The organism is Thermoactinomyces sp. DSM 45892 (assembly GCF_900107305.1).
GTDB lineage: Bacteria > Bacillota > Bacilli > Thermoactinomycetales > Thermoactinomycetaceae > Baia.
The window spans coordinates 96,263-115,653 of record NZ_FNPL01000008.1; the positions used below are offsets into that span (position 1 = coordinate 96,263).

At 43.0% G+C, this 19,391-nt stretch carries 18 protein-coding genes; 14 read left to right on the plus strand and 4 right to left on the minus strand.

Annotation, left to right across the window (positions count from 1 at the left end; all coding sequences use genetic code 11):
• Window positions 1-80 precede the first annotated feature (80 nt).
• The 4 genes from BLU58_RS08085 (at window position 81) to yihA (ending at window position 6,057) form a co-directional block, all read left to right on the plus strand.
• Window positions 81-1,220 (plus strand): lipid II:glycine glycyltransferase FemX, encoded by a 1,140-nt coding sequence (locus BLU58_RS08085; RefSeq protein ID WP_176786564.1) that lies wholly within the window; start codon window positions 81-83, stop codon window positions 1,218-1,220.
• A gap of 60 nt (window positions 1,221-1,280) precedes the next feature.
• On the plus strand, window positions 1,281-2,963 hold the full coding sequence (gene lonB / locus BLU58_RS08090) for an ATP-dependent protease LonB (protein WP_093291718.1): 1,683 nt from the start codon (window positions 1,281-1,283) through the stop codon (window positions 2,961-2,963).
• A gap of 138 nt (window positions 2,964-3,101) precedes the next feature.
• Window positions 3,102-5,438, plus strand: coding sequence for an endopeptidase La (gene lon / locus BLU58_RS08095; protein WP_093291719.1), 2,337 nt, complete (start codon window positions 3,102-3,104; stop codon window positions 5,436-5,438).
• Window positions 5,425-6,057, plus strand: coding sequence for a ribosome biogenesis GTP-binding protein YihA/YsxC (gene yihA, locus BLU58_RS08100; RefSeq protein ID WP_093291720.1), 633 nt, complete (start codon window positions 5,425-5,427; stop codon window positions 6,055-6,057). Before lon ends, yihA begins: the two co-directional genes overlap by 14 nt.
• Here yihA and BLU58_RS16365 read toward each other — a convergent pair.
• Window positions 6,054-6,194 carry a hypothetical protein gene (locus BLU58_RS16365; RefSeq protein WP_176786565.1) on the minus strand — a complete coding sequence of 47 codons (141 nt, stop codon included), beginning with the start codon at window positions 6,192-6,194 and terminating at the stop codon, window positions 6,054-6,056. The two genes, yihA and BLU58_RS16365, sit on opposite strands and share 4 nt — an antisense overlap.
• Before the next feature lie 211 nt (window positions 6,195-6,405).
• On the opposite strand from BLU58_RS16365, the gene BLU58_RS08105 reads away from it, so the two are divergent.
• Window positions 6,406-7,506 carry a D-alanine--D-alanine ligase gene (locus BLU58_RS08105; RefSeq protein ID WP_093291760.1) on the plus strand — a complete coding sequence of 367 codons (1,101 nt, stop codon included), beginning with the start codon at window positions 6,406-6,408 and terminating at the stop codon, window positions 7,504-7,506.
• Window positions 7,507-7,559: 53 nt separating this feature from the next.
• Here BLU58_RS08105 and map read toward each other — a convergent pair whose 3' ends face one another.
• Both map and BLU58_RS08115 read right to left on the minus strand, forming a co-directional pair.
• Window positions 7,560-8,318, minus strand: coding sequence for a type I methionyl aminopeptidase (gene map, locus BLU58_RS08110; protein WP_255404651.1), 759 nt, complete (start codon window positions 8,316-8,318; stop codon window positions 7,560-7,562).
• 14 nt (window positions 8,319-8,332) lie between these two features.
• Window positions 8,333-8,803: a hypothetical protein gene (locus BLU58_RS08115; RefSeq protein ID WP_093291721.1), complete on the minus strand. Its 471-nt coding sequence runs from the start codon at window positions 8,801-8,803 to the stop codon at window positions 8,333-8,335.
• Between the two features lie 344 nt (window positions 8,804-9,147).
• On the opposite strand from BLU58_RS08115, the gene hemA reads away from it, so the two are divergent.
• The 5 genes from hemA (at window position 9,148) to hemB (ending at window position 14,218) form a co-directional block, all read left to right on the plus strand.
• A complete protein-coding gene (gene hemA, locus BLU58_RS08120; RefSeq protein WP_093291722.1) occupies window positions 9,148-10,494 on the plus strand; it encodes a glutamyl-tRNA reductase in 1,347 nt (448 codons plus the stop codon).
• A 28-nt stretch (window positions 10,495-10,522) separates the two neighbouring features.
• Window positions 10,523-11,332, plus strand: a complete 810-nt coding sequence (ccsA, locus tag BLU58_RS08125) for a cytochrome c biogenesis protein CcsA (RefSeq protein ID WP_093291723.1) — start codon at window positions 10,523-10,525, stop codon at window positions 11,330-11,332.
• A gap of 28 nt (window positions 11,333-11,360) precedes the next feature.
• A complete protein-coding gene (gene hemC / locus BLU58_RS08130; RefSeq protein ID WP_093291724.1) occupies window positions 11,361-12,275 on the plus strand; it encodes a hydroxymethylbilane synthase in 915 nt (304 codons plus the stop codon).
• A 16-nt stretch (window positions 12,276-12,291) separates the two neighbouring features.
• Window positions 12,292-13,122: a uroporphyrinogen-III synthase gene (locus tag BLU58_RS08135; RefSeq protein ID WP_093291725.1), complete on the plus strand. Its 831-nt coding sequence runs from the start codon at window positions 12,292-12,294 to the stop codon at window positions 13,120-13,122.
• A gap of 109 nt (window positions 13,123-13,231) precedes the next feature.
• On the plus strand, window positions 13,232-14,218 hold the full coding sequence (hemB, locus tag BLU58_RS08140; RefSeq protein ID WP_093291726.1) for a porphobilinogen synthase: 987 nt from the start codon (window positions 13,232-13,234) through the stop codon (window positions 14,216-14,218).
• Between the two features lie 52 nt (window positions 14,219-14,270).
• Here hemB and BLU58_RS08145 read toward each other — a convergent pair whose 3' ends face one another.
• A complete protein-coding gene (locus BLU58_RS08145) occupies window positions 14,271-14,660 on the minus strand; it encodes a hypothetical protein (protein WP_093291727.1) in 390 nt (129 codons plus the stop codon).
• Window positions 14,661-14,861: 201 nt separating this feature from the next.
• Here BLU58_RS08145 and hemL point away from each other — a divergent pair, with 201 nt between their 5' ends.
• From hemL to BLU58_RS16370, 4 genes are all read left to right on the plus strand, one after another.
• Entirely contained in the window at window positions 14,862-16,148 is a 1,287-nt protein-coding gene (hemL, locus tag BLU58_RS08150) for a glutamate-1-semialdehyde 2,1-aminomutase (RefSeq protein WP_369813715.1), read from the plus strand.
• A gap of 169 nt (window positions 16,149-16,317) precedes the next feature.
• The gene (locus BLU58_RS08155; protein WP_093291729.1) at window positions 16,318-17,298 is read left to right on the plus strand and encodes a LysM peptidoglycan-binding domain-containing protein; all 981 of its coding nucleotides are present in this window, start codon (window positions 16,318-16,320) and stop codon (window positions 17,296-17,298) included.
• Window positions 17,299-17,338: 40 nt separating this feature from the next.
• On the plus strand, window positions 17,339-18,655 hold the full coding sequence (locus BLU58_RS08160) for a phosphotransferase (protein WP_093291730.1): 1,317 nt from the start codon (window positions 17,339-17,341) through the stop codon (window positions 18,653-18,655).
• Between the two features lie 499 nt (window positions 18,656-19,154).
• Window positions 19,155-19,316, plus strand: coding sequence for a hypothetical protein (locus tag BLU58_RS16370; RefSeq protein WP_176786566.1), 162 nt, complete (start codon window positions 19,155-19,157; stop codon window positions 19,314-19,316).
• Window positions 19,317-19,391 lie beyond the last annotated feature (75 nt).

A 19,391-nucleotide genomic window follows, 5' to 3' on the forward strand; every position in this document is an offset into this window, starting at 1 on the left:
ATAGTTTACATAAATAAATATAGTTCACTAATTTAGCAAATGAATCTATAAAGTTATCATTCTTGAAAGGACGGTACCTCGTGTTGTTGAAGATTTCGTTAGTTGATCGGAAGCGATTTGTGACGTTTGCAGATAGCCATCCATATCGGAACTTTTTGCAATACCCATCATGGGCTGATTTAAAGACAGAGATGAGATGGTCCAGCGAGTTGTTGGGATGGTATTCGAAAGATGCACGCATGGTAGGCGCTGCTGTTGTCTTGTATCGCAAAGTTCCTGGAATCAATAAATATTTAGCATACATACCTCGTGGGCCACTAATTGATTGGTTTTCACAGGATTATAAGTTAGAGGACTGGTTTGCTCCCTTATTTGCCCATTTAAAAAATCGGCATGTTTTTAGTGTGAAGATGGACCCGCCTTTAATCAAGCGAACCTGGTCCAGTCACTCCATTAAAGAAGGGATATTCGAGTACCAAACCCACGGCATAAAAAATAAGCGACTTACAGACTTGGTTTCAGACACCACTTTTAATAGTGTTGAATTTATCCAACAAGAGCTAAGTGAAATGGGATGGCACCAAAATACGGTGGTGGATAGTTTTGATTCGGTTCAACCGCAGTATGTATTTCGCTTGTGCCTTTCTGGTAAATCATTGGATGACCTATTTTCAGAGTTTGATCCCATTTGGCAGAAAAAGATTAATCAAGCTGAGTGGGAAGGGGTAGAAGTACGGATTGGAACGGAGCAAGATTTTGATGACTTTTATCACCTTCTAGCACATACCGCACAACAAGAACAAACACAAGCAAGAGAAAGTACATACTTTAAAAAAATGTTTCGAACACTCAAACAAGAAGGGCCGGAACGTATTCGTTTGTATCTGGCCGTTCAAGAAAAACAGTTATTGGCCGCCTGTTTAGCGATTCATGTAAAGGGCCATACAGAAGAGTTATATAGTGCAAAGTTAGGTAAGTCAGATCACCCAGCCAGTTATTTATTACGTTGGAAAATGATTGCAGATAGCTACGAGCGAGGCGATCAAATGTATGACTTCCGCGGGGTTAGCACGACGCTCAACGACAAAGATCCTCTATTTGAAATGTTACGTTTCCGATTAGGCTATGCAGGTGACGCATGTGAGTTGATGGGTGAGTGGGATTATCCAGTAATACCAATGCTTCATTGGGCTTTTGATATGTATATGAAAAAAAGGTAAATATCCCTTTCCTTCCACGGTCATACTAGCTATATGTAAATAGGGAAGGAATGGACGAGTATGAGTTTTACGGCTTTGTTGATGGTATTACAAATTGTCTTTTCGATTATTATTGGTGTTTATTTTTGGAACTTGTTACGGAATCAGCAAACGAGCAAAAGTGCGGTTGATCGTGAGTCACGAAAGGAACTGGAAAAGCTGTCAAGGTTACGTAGAATGAAGCTTACGGTTCCTCTAGCAGAGAAGACCAGACCCGCTAATTTGGAAGAGATTGTGGGCCAAATTGATGGAGTAAAAGCACTCAGAGCGGCTATCTGTGGACCGAATCCGCAACATGTCATTATTTATGGACCTCCAGGAGTAGGGAAGACGGCTGCTGCCCGCGTGATATTGGAAGAGGCGAAGAGAATCGCCTGCTCTCCTTTTGGAGAACAATCTAAATTTGTTGAGGTTGATGCTACGACTGCCCGTTTTGATGAGCGAGGAATCGCTGATCCACTAATCGGCAGTGTTCATGATCCGATTTATCAAGGGGCAGGGGCTATGGGAATGGCAGGGATTCCTCAGCCTAAACCGGGTGCTGTAACCAAGGCACATGGTGGGTTATTATTTATTGATGAGATTGGGGAGCTTCATCCGATTCAGATGAATAAACTATTGAAGGTGTTAGAAGATCGTAAGGTGTTTTTAGAGAGTGCTTATTATAGCTCGGAAGACTCTAACACGCCGGGTCACATTCATGATATCTTTCAAAATGGATTGCCAGCTGATTTTCGATTAATTGGTGCAACAACTCGTACTCCACAAGAGATTCCGGCTGCGATTCGCTCCCGTTGTGTGGAAATATTTTTTCGACCTCTACTGGCAGGTGAGATCGAAAGGGTGGCAACTCAAGCATTAGAACGTGTTCACTTCTCATACCATCCAGATGCCGTTCATGTTATTACTCGTTATGCCATGAATGGCCGTGATGCAGTCAATCTGGTGCAAACGGCAGTTAGTGTCGCGATGACAGAGGGACGTGGTATGATAACAAAGGCGGATGTTGAGTGGGTAGTTCATAGTAGCCAGCTAAGCCCACGCCCAGATGGTCGGATGCCCGAAAGCTCGAAAGTGGGTCTGGCAACAGGGCTTGCAGTGCATGGACCCAATATGGGGCTGATTTTAGAGGTGGAAGTTACCTCTACTCCTGTAACTCCAGGAGAAAAAGGCTCGCTTCAAATTACGGGTGTAGTGGATGAAGAGGAAATGGGCAGTGGCGGAAGAACGATAAGACGTAAAAGTATGGCTCGCGGTTCGGTGGAAAATGTGATTACGGTTTTGCGAAGTACAGATATTAATCCAGATGAATATCACCTTCATATTAACTTCCCAGGTGGAACGCCTATCGATGGACCATCGGCGGGAATTACCATCGCAACTGCCATATACTCGGCCATAAAGGAAATTCCCATTAGCAATGAGGTAGCCATGACAGGGGAGATCTCCATTCATGGGAAGGTAAAACCGATTGGCGGTGTGATCGCGAAGGTAGAGGCAGCGATGCATGCAGGGGCGAAAAAAGTAATCATTCCATTGGAGAATATGCAGGATATTTTAGAGAGGATGGAAGGGGTTGAGGTAATCCCTGTCCAACTCTTAGAAGAGGTATTCCAACACGCGCTTGAGCCAGTTGTTCAAGAAGAAACGGAGCCTTTGATTCTGCCCAATCCTCAAGGGATTTGGACTACGTCAGCCTTTTAGAATGAATGGGGTATAAAGTCGGTGCTAAGAAATACTTGGGAGTACCGGCTTTTGCTTTGTCATAGACAAAAGAAATCGAATAGGATAAAATCGTACAAAGTTTGGTTCCTTGTACAGACAGCAAGTGGAGGTGCATTTATGGCTGGAAAAGAAGAGGAACGTAACCTGCCGCTTCTACCACTCCGGGGATTACTTGTATATCCAAGTATGGTAATTCATTTGGATGTGGGGAGGGAGAAATCAATCCAAGCTTTAGAGCAGGCTATGGTGGAAGATAGTCAAATCCTCCTTATTACCCAAAAAGATGCTCAATTAGAGGACCCTACTCGCGAGGATCTTTATGTGATTGGTACAGTTGCCAAGGTTAGACAGATGTTGAAGCTACCGAATGGTACCATTCGTGTGTTAGTTGAGGGATTAGAACGGGCTCGTCTCATGAGTTTTGAAGATGGGGATGAGTATTTAGAGGCATCTGTCATCGCCGTAAAGGACGAAGTGGAAGAGAGTGTTGATTTACAAGCGCTTATGAGATCGGTTCTCGATTACTTTGAACAATACTTACGTTTAACCAAGAAAATATCTGCTGAGACTCATTCGGTTGTGTCTGATATCGAAGAGCCAGGCCGATTGGCTGATCTGGTTGCTTCTCACCTTCCGATTCGAATGGCTGATAAACAAGAAATTTTACAAGAAGCCAATGTAAAGGCTCGTTTAGAGAAATTACTTGGGTTCCTTCATAATGAAAAAGAAGTACTGGAATTAGAGAAAAAAATAAGTAGTCGTGTAAAACGTCAAATGGAGAAAACGCAAAAAGAATACTATCTCCGTGAGCAGATGAAAGCCATCCAGAAAGAGCTAGGTGAAAAAGAAGGCCGTGCTGGGGAGATTGAAGGACTTCGTGACCAGATGGAAGAAGTCGATCTCCCTCCTGACGTTTTAGAAAAAGTGGAGAAGGAGTTAGACCGACTCGAAAAAATTCCTACTTCTTCTGCAGAAGGTGGCGTGATTCGCACTTATATCGAATGGTTATTAGATGTTCCTTGGAATTTATTCACAGAAGATGATTTAGATTTGTTAAAAGCAGAAAAAGTATTAGATGAAGATCATTATGGATTAGAAAAAGTGAAGGAACGCGTGTTAGAGTACCTAGCTGTTCAGAAGATGGTAAATGAGATGAAGGGGCCGATCCTTTGTCTAGTTGGACCACCCGGGGTAGGGAAAACATCACTTGCTCGATCCGTAGCTAGAGCACTTGACCGTAAATTTGTCCGTATTTCCTTAGGAGGGGTTCGTGATGAAGCTGAGATTCGCGGACATCGCCGTACCTACGTAGGAGCCATGCCGGGCCGGATTATTCAAGGGATGAAGACTGCAGGTTCGAGCAATCCTGTGTTTCTTCTGGATGAAATTGATAAGATGGCGATGGACTTCCGTGGGGATCCAGGTGCCGCTTTACTCGAGGTTCTTGATCCAAATCAAAATTCTACTTTTAGTGATCATTATTTGGAAGTGCCTTATGATTTATCAAAAGTGATGTTTATCACGACTGCCAATTCGATTAGCACGATTCCAAGGCCTTTATTGGATCGGATGGAGCTTCTTACTATATCGGGCTACACGGAAGTAGAAAAGGAACAGATTGCAAAAAAATATTTGTATCCGAAGCAATTGAAAGAACACGGACTATCTAGGGAGAAGATGCAGCTCCATGGAGATACGATTCTAAAACTGATTCGTAATTATACGAGAGAAGCCGGCGTACGTAGTTTAGAGCGGACGGTGGGTACGCTTTGTCGTAAGGCGGCGAAGCAACTCGTAGCGGGTGAGAAGAAGAAAGTGGTCGTTACACCTAAAAATTTGGAACAGTATTTAGGAACAGAGAAGTTCCGCTTCGGCAGAGCAGAGGATACAGACCAAGTTGGAGTGGTAACGGGTCTAGCGTGGACAGAAGTAGGCGGAGACACATTAGCCGTAGAAGTTTCGTTATTCCCAGGAAAGGGTCGTCTCACTCTGACTGGTCAATTAGGTGATGTGATGAAAGAGTCGGCTCAAGCCGCATTTAGCTACATTCGCTCACGGTCGAGTGAGCTAGGTGTGGAAGCTGATTTTCATGAGAAAAATGATATTCATATCCATGTGCCTGAAGGAGCAATTCCTAAAGACGGTCCGTCCGCAGGTATTACGATGGCGACTGCTCTAGTGTCCGCATTAACTAATATTCCGGTTTCACGATTTGTAGCGATGACGGGTGAAGTGACATTGCGCGGTCGGGTACTACCGATTGGTGGTTTAAAAGAGAAAGCCTTAGGTGCGCACCGAGCGGGTATTACACATATCGTCATTCCAAAAGATAATGAAAAAGATATCGCTGAAATACCAGAGAGCGTTAAGAAAGGTTTAACGTTTACTGCGGTTTCACACATGGATGAAGTGTTGAAAATCGCGCTTGTGAGGGATCCTAATGAAGATAACTGAAGTGAATTTTATAACAAGTGGAGTGAAATTAAGTCAATATCCAGAAGACGCCCTGCCAGAGATTGCCCTGGCTGGGCGTTCCAACGTTGGTAAATCATCTCTGATTAATGCCATGATAAATCGAAAGAAACTAGCTCATACCAGTTCGAAACCTGGGAAGACGCAAACGATTAATTTTTTCTCGGTGAATAATAAGGTGATGTTTGCGGATGTACCCGGCTACGGATATGCAAAAGTGTCTAAGGTCCAACGAGCTGCGTGGGGACGAATGCTGGAGTCTTATTTTACGAAGCGTGAGCCGCTGCGATCGGTCATCCAGATCGTTGATTTACGTCATGCACCATCACAGGATGATGTATCGATGTATCGATTTTTAAAGCATCATAATATCCCAGTGATCATCGTTGCGACGAAAGCAGATAAGATTACGAAGGGGCATTGGCAAAGGCATTTAAAGGTGGTTAAGCAAACGTTGAATGTTTTGCCAAGTGATCCGGTGATTCTTTTCTCTTCGGAGACGAAGGTGGGAAGGGACGAGCTTTGGGGAGAGATCATGCGGCGTGTGGATGATGGTTCGGTTGAGGGTGTAGATGGTGCTGAGGTTCGCTCTGTTGATTAACTAGACTTAAGCTTTTCTCGGGTCAATGTATCTGCCCATAGCTCAAATAGTAAACCTACAAAGATGTGGAAAAGCAAGTCCGCTCCGTCTTCGTAGCTTCGGGTAAGTGGCAAAACTCGCAAATAACGCTCAGACATTGCCACAAAACGCTCTTGCTACGAAGGACGGAGCTAAGTAAGGCTTACTAACCTCGCAGTAGTCAGATACATTGCTCCTATTCCATTCTCATTTACTAGCTAATGAACAGACCTTTTGGAAGGAATTGAGATAGAGATTCAGATAAAAATTTAGACTTATATCCTGTAACTGATAGATAAATTAAGGCTATATCAGAAAGGCTGGGGAATGATGCAGAAGAAACTACGTGTTGCTGTCATTTACGGTGGTAAATCTGGAGAACACGAGGTGTCGTTGATCAGTGCGGCTTCCGTGATGAAGGCTATGGACTTAGAAAAATATGAAGTTTTACCTATCGGAATTACAAAAGAGGGAGAATGGCTAGTGGGTACACATGCATTCCCGGCGCTTGAAGATAGTCTTGGTGCAGAGAAACTGGATCAACTACAATCTCAATTGCCATCTGTAGGCACGATTACCAACGGAAAACAACTCCCTGCATTGACCAGTGAGTTTGTAGATGTTGTATTTCCAGTTTTACACGGTACATATGGAGAAGATGGAACGATTCAAGGAATGTTTGAGATGGCAAATGTGCCCTATGTAGGAGCAGGAGTGCTCGCATCAGCTGTGGCGATGGATAAAGTAATGGCGAAGATGGTGTGCGCTTCAGCGAGTTTGCCGCAAGGTGAGTTTGTACATTATTTACGTAGTCACTTCTTTAAGCAAAAGGAGGAAGTGCTTGATGGGGTAGAAGAGAAACTCGGGTATCCATGTTTTGTGAAGCCTGCAAATTTGGGTTCGAGTGTAGGGATCTCGAAGGCGAATCATCGTAGTGAATTAGAGCAAGCGATGGAATTGGCTTATCGTTATGACCGTAAAGTATTAGTCGAGGAGTTTATCCCTGCTCGTGAAATTGAAGTGGCTGTGCTTGGAAATGATGATCCACAAGCCTCGCTTCCAGGCGAAATCATCTCATCTGGCGATTTCTATGATTATCAAGCAAAGTACGTAGATGGTAAGTCTGCGATGGAGGTGCCAGCGAAACTAACGGAAGAGCAGACGAAGCAAGTTAGAGAAATGGCGGTTAAATCATACCAAGCGTTAGATTGCACAGGTTTAGCTCGTGTAGACTTCTTCCTGCGTAAAGATAATGGGGAAATTCTAATCAACGAGGTGAATACGCTACCCGGGTTTACACCGTTTAGTATGTATCCTGTGATGTGGCAAGAGACAGGGATTCCATACTCAGAGTTAATAGACCGTTTGATTCAATTAGCGATTGAGCGGTATGAAGAGAAGCAATCTTTGATAACCAGTCTGGAAAGTTAAAATGATAAAAAGACTATAAAGATGAACAGCATAGTTCATCTTTATAGCCTTTTTTAGTCTTGATCAGTTAAGATAATAGGCCCATTAGCCGTAATCGCAAGGGTGTGCTCATACTGAGCAGATAAACTACCATCTACGGTTTTCGCCGTCCAGCCATCACTCATGAGCTGTACATGATGTTTCCCTAAATTCAGCATAGGTTCAATCGTAAAGGTCATGCCTTCTTGGATGAGGGGGCCTTTTCCAGCAGGGCCAAAGTGTGGAACTTCAGGCGCCTCATGCATCTTACTTCCGATTCCATGGCCGATAAAAGGACGTACTACAGATAAACCATTCGCTTCCGCAAACGTTTGGATGGCATGGGAGATGTCCCCGATTCGATTGCCAATTTGTGCTTTTTCAATTCCTTGATAAAGGGATTGCTTTGTCAATTTAAGAAGTCGCTTTGCATCAGGTGAAATTTTACCCACGGCATAGGACCAAGCTGAGTCGGCTAGCCATCCATTAAGGTTGACCACCATATCAATGGTAACAATATCCCCCTCTAGAAGCTTCGTTTTTCGTGGGAACCCGTGACACACTTCATCGTTTATGGATGCGCAGGTAGCGTATTTGTAACCCATATATCCCTTTTGTTCGGGAATAGCACCGCACTCAGCGAGATATTGCTCTACAAATTCATCGATCTCCCACGTGCTAATTCCTGGCTTGATATATTTAGCTATCTCTTTATGACAAGAGGCAAGTATAACGCCCGCACGCCGCATTCGTTCAATTTGTTCAGGGGTTTTTATTTTGATGAGTTGGTTCAATATCAATCACATCCTTATCTCTTCATGATAAACATGAGTCCCAATCCCACAATCAGTATCGGCCAGTATGTATTTAGTGTATGCGCAATCGGAGCAAATAAAGAAATATCGGCAACAACAGGATTGGCAAAGAAACCTGCCAAACATAGGACCAAGGAAATAATGAGAGTCATATTATTCTTATTCTGCATGTATTGTAAAAAAACCACAACCCCGATCATCAACATCAAAATGCTCCAATGTCTAGGCCAACTCGGAATATATCGGAATCCCCATACGGACAAGCCGATTGCAGCAATAATTCCGCCAATTACAGTTAATTGGGATTGTTTTTGCAAAAAAGAAATAAATACCAAGATGGAACCTAGAAGGAATAGAAGAAAAGGCCATGTAATCAAGGTGTTAAGAGCTGCTGTTCTCGTTTCGATGACGAGTGATAATCCACCAGCTAAAACCAAGACGAACCCAATGGCTTTTTTTTGCATGAAAAAACTCTCCTCTGACGTATTAGAATGTATCTTCCTATTTTAGCACAAATTTTTACTTGCTAGAGTATAAGAGGAGGCTTTGTGCTAAAGAGACTGCATAAAATTAGTATTTATTGGAAAAATAATGGTGAGCAAGGATGGATATCAAAAAGGTACCTGCTCCTATATAGTAGATTTTATAGACTATGTGTGGCTATGCGCTAAAATGTTCACAGGAAATGAAGAGAGATTTAGATCGCTGTATGTTATAATATGTCTTGGTTTTTATGAACGTTTTGAATGGTTTTATGATCTCTTCTTCTGTTAAATGGGAAGTTGTAGAGATTGGAGTGAAATAGATTATGCATATACTGACAATTGGATTTAGTCATAAGACAGCTTCTGTAGAGTTGCGAGAGCGACTTGTATTTCAAGAAGATCGTCTTACTATGGCTTTAAGAAGCTTGCGAGATATGAAGAGTATTCTAGAATGTGTGATCGTTAGTACATGTAACCGCATGGAGTTATATGTAGTAGTGGATCAACTTCATACTGGTGAGTACTACTCTAAGGCGTTTTTGGAGAGTTGGTTTCGCATACCGAAAGAAGAATTTCAAGAGCATCTATATATAAAACAAGATCAAGAGGCTGTACATCATTTATTTCGCGTTGTGTGTGGATTAGATTCCCTCGTGATTGGTGAGACACAGATCTTAGGTCAAATGAAAACGGCTTTTCTGCAAGCCCTAGAGATTGGTACGACAGGTACAGTATTTAATATGCTTTTTAAACAAGCGGTTACATTTGGCAAGAAAGTGCACTCTGAAACAGAAATAGGCCAGAATGCAGTTTCGGTGAGCTATGCAGCAGTAGAATTAGGTAAAAAGTTATTTTCCTCTTTTCAAAACCAGACGATTTTATTAATAGGCGCTGGGAAGATGACTGAACTAACAGCGAAGCATTTTGCGTCAAGCGGAGCTGCCCGTGTGATTGTGATTAATCGCACGTTGGCAAAAGCGGAAGAGTTGGCGAGTCGATTCCGCGGTGAAGCACGTCCGTGGGATCAGCTTCTTCCATCTCTAGCAGAGGCGGATATCGTTGTCTCTTCAACGGGAGCGGAGCAAGCTGTCATTACGAAGGAGTTTATCGCGCCTGTGATAGAGAATCGGCGTACTCCTTTATTTATCATCGACATCGCCGTTCCACGTGATATTGAACCGAGTGTCCATGAGTTAGATCAAGTATTTCTCTACGATATTGATGATTTACATGGTATTGTGGAGGCAAATATGAAATTACGCCATCAAGAAGCCGAAAAAGTGTTGGAATGGATTTTGCTTGAGTGTGAGAAGTTTCACGAATGGTTGCAAACACTGGGTGTGGTTCCGCTCATTACGGCTTTGCGTGAAAAAGCGATTTCCATTCAAGAAGAGGCTTTGTTACGGATTGAACGGAAGCTTCCCGAATTGACAGAGCACCAGCGTCGAGTGCTGAATAAGCACACTAAAAGCATTATTAATCAAATGCTACGGGACCCTATAGTAAGAATGAAAGAACTGGCAGCAGGTCCTCAGAAAGAAGAAGCGTTAGACTTGTTTGTCCATCTCTTTGCATTGGAGAAGGAGCTTCAAAAAACAGGGGATACATGTGAAGAAAAAATAGAAACGGATGTAGCGAAGACTCTCAAAACAACGATTTCGATCTCCTGATAAATGACAGGAAAGGGGATGAGGGGATTTGCTTGCTGAACGTTGGTTATACGACTTTTTGATCTATGCCTATATGCTCAGTTTGCTATTTGGATTTGCTGGATTGATTAAACCGAATCCAAGGGCCACGATCGCTTCATCTGCGCTTTTATTTATGGTTTGGGGGATTGAGTTGTCCCTGATTGAGATGGAAATGTGGCGGACATGGCCACAGATTTCGGAGATTGATCCGATCCTTCTTTATACGTGGGCTCTCATTTCCTTTGCCTTATATTATCAACACATCGTAAAGCTCGATATATTTTTTATGACGATTAGCTCTGTAGGTCTGATCGTGTTAGCGATTCAGTTATTTTTTGTACGGGGTGTGCCATTTCAAAAAGAAGTGATCATGGTTTCTGAACTGATTTTTGTCCATATATCGCTTGCTATCATTGGCTATGTTGCCTTTTCATTATCAAGTATCAGTGCTTTTTTATACTATATAGCAAGTTTTTTATTAAAAAAGAAACAATGGAATCGTTTCCTTACACAACTCCCGAGTTTAGGAAGTTTACAGCGGTTTTCAACAGGCTCTCTGATTGTAGGTCTTCCTTGTCTTGCTGTTTCGCTTCTACTTGGTGGGATTTGGGCTATTCAGGTCGTCCAACCATCTGTATGGATAGACCCTAAAATGGTCTCTTCCCTTCTGACTTTAACTGTATACAGCTTGATTTTATGGCAGTGGCGTCGGGTTGGCTGGCAGGGAAAACGATTGGCTTGGTGGAATGTAGTTGCCATACTGGTTATGATCGGGAATGTATTACTCTCTAGATGGAGCTTTCACCACTGGGTCTAGAGGCTTTGAAACAGGAGGCTTGTGCGGTATGAGAACCATCGTGGTCGGAACACGAAAAAGTAAACTTGCGATGACCCAGACCAACTGGGTGATGGATCGTTTAAAAGAGATGGAACCGAAGCTTACAGTTGAATTAGAAAAAATCGTTACCAAAGGGGACAAAATCCTCGATGTGACCCTATCCAAAGTAGGTGGGAAAGGTCTATTTGTCAAGGAAATCGAAAGTGCCCTTTTAAACGGGGAGATTGACTTAGCTGTCCATAGTATGAAAGACTTACCCGCTGAAATGCCAGATGGATTAATAATTGGGGCGATTCCAGTTCGAGAAGATGTAAGGGACTGTCTTTTATCGCGGGATGGATCAACGCTAGAAGAACTGCCTTCTGGTTCTATAGTGGGAACGAGTAGTTTGCGTAGACAAGCTCAAATTTTGGCGATTCGTCCTGATCTGCGAGTTGAGCCGATTCGTGGAAATATTGATACTCGCGTACAGAAGATGAACGATGGCCAGTTTGATGCGATTATCCTAGCGACGGCTGGTTTGAATCGAATATCTTGGCAGGAGGATATCGCGGAATGGATTTCGGTTAAGACGATGTTGCCAGCAGTGGGTCAAGGGGCGCTTGCGATTCAATGTCGAGAGGATGACCGGGAGACCCGATCCCTATTAGCGAAAATCAATCATGAAGAGACAGCTAGGGCGGTACGTGCAGAGCGGGCATTTCTCCAAGCTTTCCATGGTGGCTGTCATTTGCCGATCGCAGCATATGCCCAGATCTGCGAGGAGCAAATACAACTAAAAGGATTAGTTGGCGATCCTACTGGTAAAAAAATGATTGCTGATTCCATTATAGGTAAAAACGAAATCAAGATGGGCCAAGAACTTGCAAATCGATTGATTGAATTAGGAGCAGGTGAATTATTGGCTTCTGTTTCGGTGTAAAGAGGGGTAGCCTACGATGAACGATTCGATTCAAAAACATCTACCTCGGCTGGAGAAAAAAACACTCTTGGGACATCGAGTCCTCGTAACGCGTGCTCGTAGTCAGAGCAGTGAGCTGGTAAAACGAATCGCAGACTTAGGCGGTGATCCCATCGAAATGCCGATGATTCGAACCGTCATGCCTTCCGATTTAAGTCAAATTGATGCGGCTTTGCAGCAAATCGCTCATTTTGATTGGATCGTGCTAACGAGTGTGAATGGAGCTGAATTTTTCTTCAAGCGACTTAGCGAGTTACAACTGGATATTATGGAACAGGTGAAAATCGCCGCAGTCGGCCCTAAAACCGTTCAAGCCATTGAAGCCAAAGGGGTGCAAGTGGATCTGGTACCCCTTACGTTTCGGGCAGAGGATTTAATAGATCAACTATTGCCGATGGTCGAGCCTGGCCAGAAAGTCTTGCTACCGCGTAGCAATCTTGCCCGGGAAATACTACCGATTGCGCTTAGACAAGAGGGATGTACAGTTGTGGAGATCGATTTATACGAGACTCAGTTAGACATGGGAGATGCAGAGGGAGTTGCTTGCTACCTCGAACAAGGGCTACTTGATATCATCACATTCACTAGCTCCTCCACCGTCCAAAACTTTGCCAAAGTGATGCAGTCCATACGTCCAGATGTACAAGCTTTGCTATCTACTACTCAACTTGTCTGCATTGGACCCGTTACAGCTGGCGCAGCTATCAAACTAGGGCTAAATGTAGCAGCTATTGCTGAGCCATATACGATAGAAGGATTAATTCAGGCAGTATTGAAAGTAGCAATGCAATCTAGCAAAAAGCATTAAGTTGTTCTTTGTTTATCTGTGCCATTTCTCTAAATCATCTAGTATAGACCTGACCATAGACAGCTGATATTTAGACTTAAAATTAGAACCCATAGGGAGGGATCCACACGTGAACACCTTTTCACGCCACCGCCGTCTTCGTGCTAACCAACAAATTCGCCGCATGATCCGTGAAAATCATGTACATACAAGCGACCTTATCTATCCGCTCTTTATCGTAGAGGGCGAAAATATTAAACAAGAGATTCCTTCCATGCCCGGTGTATTTCACTTTTCTCTCGATCAATTGGAAAATGAATTAAACGAAATCGTCGAATTGAGATTACCTTCAGTGATCGTCTTTGGAGTGCCTAGCACAAAAGATTCTTGTGGGAGCCAAGCATATCATGAACATGGAATCGTCCAAAAAGCGATCCGCTTGATTAAACAGGAAGCTCCGGAACTGTATGTGATTGCCGATACCTGTTTATGCCAATATACAGATCATGGACATTGTGGACCTGTTGAAGATGGCGAGATCCTGAACGATCAAGCGCTGGAACTATTAGTACAAACAGCGGTTTCCCAAGCAGAAGCGGGGGCTGATATGATTGCCCCTTCTAATATGATGGATGGTTTTGTGGCGGCGATACGTCAAGGGTTAGATGAAACAGGCTTCCCTCATATTCCGATTCTGTCTTATGCGGTAAAATATGCTTCTAGCTTTTACGGTCCGTTCCGAGATGCGGCCCACTCTACCCCTTCTTTCGGAGATCGCCGCACCTATCAAATGGACCCTGCCAATGCCCGTGAAGCAATGAGAGAAGCTACTTCCGATGTGATGGAGGGTGCAGATCTATTAATGGTAAAACCAGGACTTGCCTACTTAGATGTGATCTATCGGGTAAAAGAAAACTTTGATTTACCTGTAGTCGCTTACAATGTAAGTGGAGAGTACTCCATGATTAAGGCTGCCTCACAAAATGGATGGATCGATGAGCAAAAAGTGGTCATGGAGATGCTAGTCGGTTTTAAACGTGCTGGGGCTGAAATGATCCTAACGTACCATGCCAAGGATGTAGCGTGTTGGATAAAGGAAGGAAGCTATACAGTGTAGATGTTCTCTAAGTGAGAAGAAGCCCCGAGGAGCTGAACCACGGGGCTTCTTCTTATGCAAAAAATCTTTTTTTCATGTGCAAGATGTCAGTGTCATGTGCAAATATTTTCTGGGCGAGAATTTGTTGGCTTACTTCGTGGCGCTCTAGCCGTAATTGATGTTCGCCGAATTCTCCCTTAAGGATTCTTACACTTTCTTCTACGTCAGTAAGACGTTCTTCCACGTTCGTAAGACGCTCTTCCACGTTCGTAAGACGTTCTTCCACGTTCGTAAGACGCTCTTCCACGTTCGTAAGACGCTCTTCCACACTCGTCAAACGCATCTCGAGTCCGTCAATCTTGCCTTCTAATCTAGCCATTCGAAGCTCTAAACTATCGAATTTGGCATGATGTATCTGCACAGCTTCTAAGATTTTATTTAATATGGACTTGTACTCATCCATCGTTGTTGACTCCTTCCAAACTAACTGTAGGGTATAAAATTCGACCTAAAAATAAAATAACCTCCTGTTAAATCCCAATTTATTACAAAAAACTTCCAGAAACGACGAATTCACGGTGAATAGGTGTGTTTTTATCCTATTTGCGTTACAATACTAAGAAGTATGGTTCGATATAAGACAACAAGAGAGGGAGTGAAGAAGATCAAGAAGAAATTTGAACGCTCCATCCATCACTTTCAGGAAGCAGTTAGGATTATCCCAGGTGGTGTAAACAGCCCTGTTCGTGCCTTTAAATCGGTGAAGATGAATCCTGTATACATTGGACAAGGGAAGGGATCAAGGGTAACGGATGTAGATGGAAATGAGTATATCGATTACATCTGCTCTTGGGGTCCACTCATCTTAGGACATGCTAATCCTACTGTTGTACAAGCCATTAAAGATACGGCTGAGAAAGGGACTAGTTTTGGTGCTCCAACGGAACTAGAGACTCAGATGGCTCAGATGGTTGTCGAACGGATGCCTTCCGTAGAAGTGGTTCGTATGGTGAATTCGGGTACCGAAGCAACCATGAGTGCCTTGCGTCTTGCTCGTGCTTATACGAAACGAAGTAAGATCTTAAAGTTTGAAGGTAGTTATCATGGACATTCAGATAGTTTGCTGATTAAAGCTGGATCTGGGGTAGCTACACTGGGCCTTCCAGATAGCCCAGGCGTGCTGGAGCAAACGGCGGAACATACTCTTACGGTGCCTTATAATGACTTAGAGAGCGTATCATTGGCTTGTGAAAAATTTGGCGACGATATTGCGGCCATTATTTTAGAGCCGATTGCAGGGAATATGGGTGTAGTTCCACCTGCTCCAGGTTTTTTAGAGGGGTTACGTTCCTTGAGTGATCAATACGGCATCGTCCTGATTTTTGATGAAGTGATGACAGGGTTCCGTGTAGGATATCATTCTGCACAAGGACTTTACCATATCACTCCTGATCTAACCACGATGGGGAAAGTGATCGGCGGTGGTTTGCCAGTTGGTGCATATGGTGGGAAGCGCGAGATCATGGAGATGGTAGCTCCAGTAGGTCCTGTCTATCAAGCGGGCACTCTGTCTGGAAATCCTCTTGCTATGGCAGCAGGGATCGCTACGCTTAAACAGATGACACCAGAAGCATATGATGAGCTAGATAAAAAGGGAGCTCGTCTAGCGGAAGGGATCCGTCAAAATGCAGAAGAGATCGGCATCCCGTACCATATTAACCGCGTTGGTTCCATGGTATGTCTGTTCTTTACGGGAGAAAAAGTAACCTCTTATGATCAAGCGAAGATGGCAGATACGGAGCGATTTGCGAAGTATTTCCGCTTGATGTTAGAGGAAGGCGTCTTTTTGCCACCTTCCCAGTTTGAAGGGATGTTTGTCTCTACAGCTCACTCGGAAGAAGAAATTGCCCGCACCATTGAGGCAAATCGCAATGCGTTAAAACAACTCTAGTTAAATAAAAAAGCAAGTTGCTATAGACTAGGAAACCCAATCCTAGTCTATTTTCTATGAAAATAACTCCTCATCCGAAAATCGGTATATAGCAAAGAGTGTCGCATATAGATACAATAACATTCCATTCTTGGTATGGACAGATTGTTTGGGGAGGGAATTTAGAAAAGTGGAAAATCAATATAACCAACTTCGTTTTGATATCTCAGAAAAGGTGAGCCTGCATCCACAACAACTGGGCATTGTTCGTGTACTTGAATTGGACTTATTTCCAGATGTACAGATATTGGATGAAGGTCATCATGTGAGAATTCAAGGCTATCTGCGCCTAAACGGAAGTTATATAGGAGAGTCAGGTGATTCGGAAGTCTCGATGGCTGATGAACCAGAGGGTATCTCGTATGTGATTCCTGTGGAAATTACGCTACCGGCAGATCGAGCTGATATTAGCAATGTATCAGCAGAAGTAGAATCATTTGATTACCAATTAGTCTCTCCATTTGAATTGCAGATTGAAGCGATTCTATTCATTGACGGAGTCGCATCCGGAAAACATTCAACCCAATCGCTGGAAGAAGATTCGATGGTGGAAGATAGCCAACCGTTCTTCCAGGCACAACCCGGACAATCGGAGAGTGAAGTGTCAGAGGAAGACGATCATTTCTCTGCACAAGAGTTATTTACCCACTATCATCCAGATGTAGAAGATCTTCAAGACCCATATGAGCTAGAAAGAGAAGTATCAAGATCCAGATATAGTAATGAAAGACGACCGATGCAACCAGAATATGAACCAGAGGAAGAGTATGTTTATCCTTTTCCAGATGAAGCAAGGCAGCCAGAAATGGAGCGGAGATTTTCGGCAAATGATCTTGAAATGATGGATGGACGAGGAGACCCAGATCTGGGGCCAGATGATTATGATTTAGATGAGCCTGAAAAAGGTGTAAATGAATGGTCCTATTGGTTAGTAGGTAAGAAGCCAGAAACCTTTACAGCAATGCGACTTGTTATTATTCAAAAGGAAGAATCGGTTGACTCTCTTGCGGATCGATATCAAGTCTCTTCTTCCCGTATTAAACTTTGTAACCACCTAAGCTCCGAACAACTAGAAGAGGGTCAGATTGTTTGTATCCCAAGTATAGATTAGGAAAGTTTGCTTGTAACCTCCTAAGAAGGAGAGGGAAGATGTGAACCAAGAAAAAGATAGTCGGGACGAACGTTCCGTCATTAAACAGGTATGTAAACAGTTTCGTTTCAAGCCACAACATGTTCAAAAAGGATCACGTAACGTTTGGCAAGTATTTGATGGTGAAAGATGGTTTGCTTTGAAATCGACTTCTCAATCAGCAGATACACTTGCATTGATTCATGATATTACAGATCAGATTCATGATGCAGGTTATCCAAATCTACTTTCGTGTAAAAAGACGGAACAGAATGAAACATTTGTCGAGCGTGAGGGGAAATGTTGGTATCTAACCCCTTGGGTACAACCACAGGAACCTCAAGAATTTGATTATAATCCGGAAGTACTTGTGCGTTCATTAGGAATATTTCACAAACAAGCAGAACCGTTGGTAAGCGAACATGTGGATCGAACGAAGCAGGTAGAGCAGGAGCAAGTTGAGAGATGGAAAGGTTATCAAACTAAATTAAGCGAATATCAAGAAGTCGTTCAAAATCGAGAATATAAGTCTCCATTTGATAAAGTATATGTGGGACAAATTGATTTGGTGGACCGATTGTTTACATTTGCGATCAAGGGATTGGAGCGCTTTGTCGAAGCTGAATCAGGTGTGCCTCCTAGATATACTTTATGCCACGGTCACCTACATCCCTCCAATGTAGTTCGCGATGATGAGCAATTTTATTGGATTGACTTTGACGATGCGGAAATTGATACTCCTGTCCGTGATCTGGCAGTATTTTTACGCCGATTCCAACATAGAAACCTGGATCCAGAAGAAATTCAGCACTTAATAGAAGTGTATGAATCTGAAAATCCACTCAGTCCGAAAGAAAAGAAACTACTCGCTATCTACCTCTCTTATCCAGAGAACGTATTGCGCCTCGCTCATAAGTATTATGATAGACCCAGAATCATGGGTGAGAGTGATGCCGTGGTTCAACTAGAAAACAAAATTCAGCAGATGCATGCGTTGTTTGATGTGGTGAAACGATTATGGAAGACCGAACCCCCAAAAACAGGACGTACGAAACCAGCTAAAAAATCGACCAAGGCAGCGGCAAAAACAACATTAAAGGCGACCAAGGGAACGAAGTCAACCAAAGCAACAAAAGAAACAAAACCAATAAAAGAAACAAAACCAATAAAGGAAACAGAACCAATAAAGGAACCAAAACTAATAAAGGAAACACAAGAAACAAGGGCGCCAAAGGAAATAAAGGAAATGAAGCCATCATCACAAGGTGAAAGTGAGCCAGATCTAGATCATCTAGATCATCTAGATCATCTAGATCTAGAAGACAATGACAGAGACTGAACCTTGGGGATTCCCGGGGTTTTTCTTTTCCTTTACGCCCTATTTCTCTTTTGGCCTGCGATCTACTACACGTCGAATAAATTTGGCGGGTAGCGAGAGGGAGAGAGCTAGAAAAAGTGCTTCCCACATTATGTCTCCTCCTGTTCTATCTGAATTATCTAAGAGTACTCCCGCTTCTATAAGCGGTGGGATGAATTGGGTGTGATGCTAAGGCTAGACGGGTTCGCAGGAATCTATCACCTTTACAGGTGGTAGTAGTTCAAGGTAGAATGATCTTCTGACCGTACTAGTTGTGGTCTCTGCTTATAATGTTTCCTTAGGGAAACTTTGCTTGTATACCCGATAAGATATGCAGTTTGTCATAAAATGTACTGGTTGAATACCATATGCGCCAATATTATGTAGATTTCTTGGTCTATCTAGACATGGACACGGAAAACGTAGAGAATAAGAAATATGTTAAAATGTAGGTACCAGTTTTTATGGGAGGAGATTCCATTTGAGTTTTGTTAAGACGTTTGCTTCCAAATTTTATCGTGGGGCCTTATTTATCGGCTTTCTAGCATTTATGCTATTAAGCGTGATGTTGCTGTTCACCTTTTTAGCAGACCCAGAGGGTATGATTGATCATGTGAAGCATACCTTTGGAATACGTGGATAATATAATGGCGAACTTATAGATATATTATTTGACTCACCCCCTTCTTCGCGTTAGAATATTGTACAAAGAATTCAT

Coding starts and splice junctions, on each gene's coding strand:
- BLU58_RS16365 (WP_176786565.1), bottom strand. CDS start 6,194: ATGTCTGAGCGTTATTTGCGAGTTTTGCCACTTACCCGAAGCTACGAA.
- lon (WP_093291719.1), top strand. CDS start 3,102: ATGGCTGGAAAAGAAGAGGAACGTAACCTGCCGCTTCTACCACTCCGG.
- BLU58_RS08105 (WP_093291760.1), top strand. CDS start 6,406: ATGCAGAAGAAACTACGTGTTGCTGTCATTTACGGTGGTAAATCTGGA.
- BLU58_RS08145 (WP_093291727.1), bottom strand. CDS start 14,660: ATGGATGAGTACAAGTCCATATTAAATAAAATCTTAGAAGCTGTGCAG.
- BLU58_RS08115 (WP_093291721.1), bottom strand. CDS start 8,803: ATGCAAAAAAAAGCCATTGGGTTCGTCTTGGTTTTAGCTGGTGGATTA.
- lonB (WP_093291718.1), top strand. CDS start 1,281: ATGAGTTTTACGGCTTTGTTGATGGTATTACAAATTGTCTTTTCGATT.
- hemC (WP_093291724.1), top strand. CDS start 11,361: ATGAGAACCATCGTGGTCGGAACACGAAAAAGTAAACTTGCGATGACC.
- hemA (WP_093291722.1), top strand. CDS start 9,148: ATGCATATACTGACAATTGGATTTAGTCATAAGACAGCTTCTGTAGAG.
- BLU58_RS08135 (WP_093291725.1), top strand. CDS start 12,292: ATGAACGATTCGATTCAAAAACATCTACCTCGGCTGGAGAAAAAAACA.
- yihA (WP_093291720.1), top strand. CDS start 5,425: ATGAAGATAACTGAAGTGAATTTTATAACAAGTGGAGTGAAATTAAGT.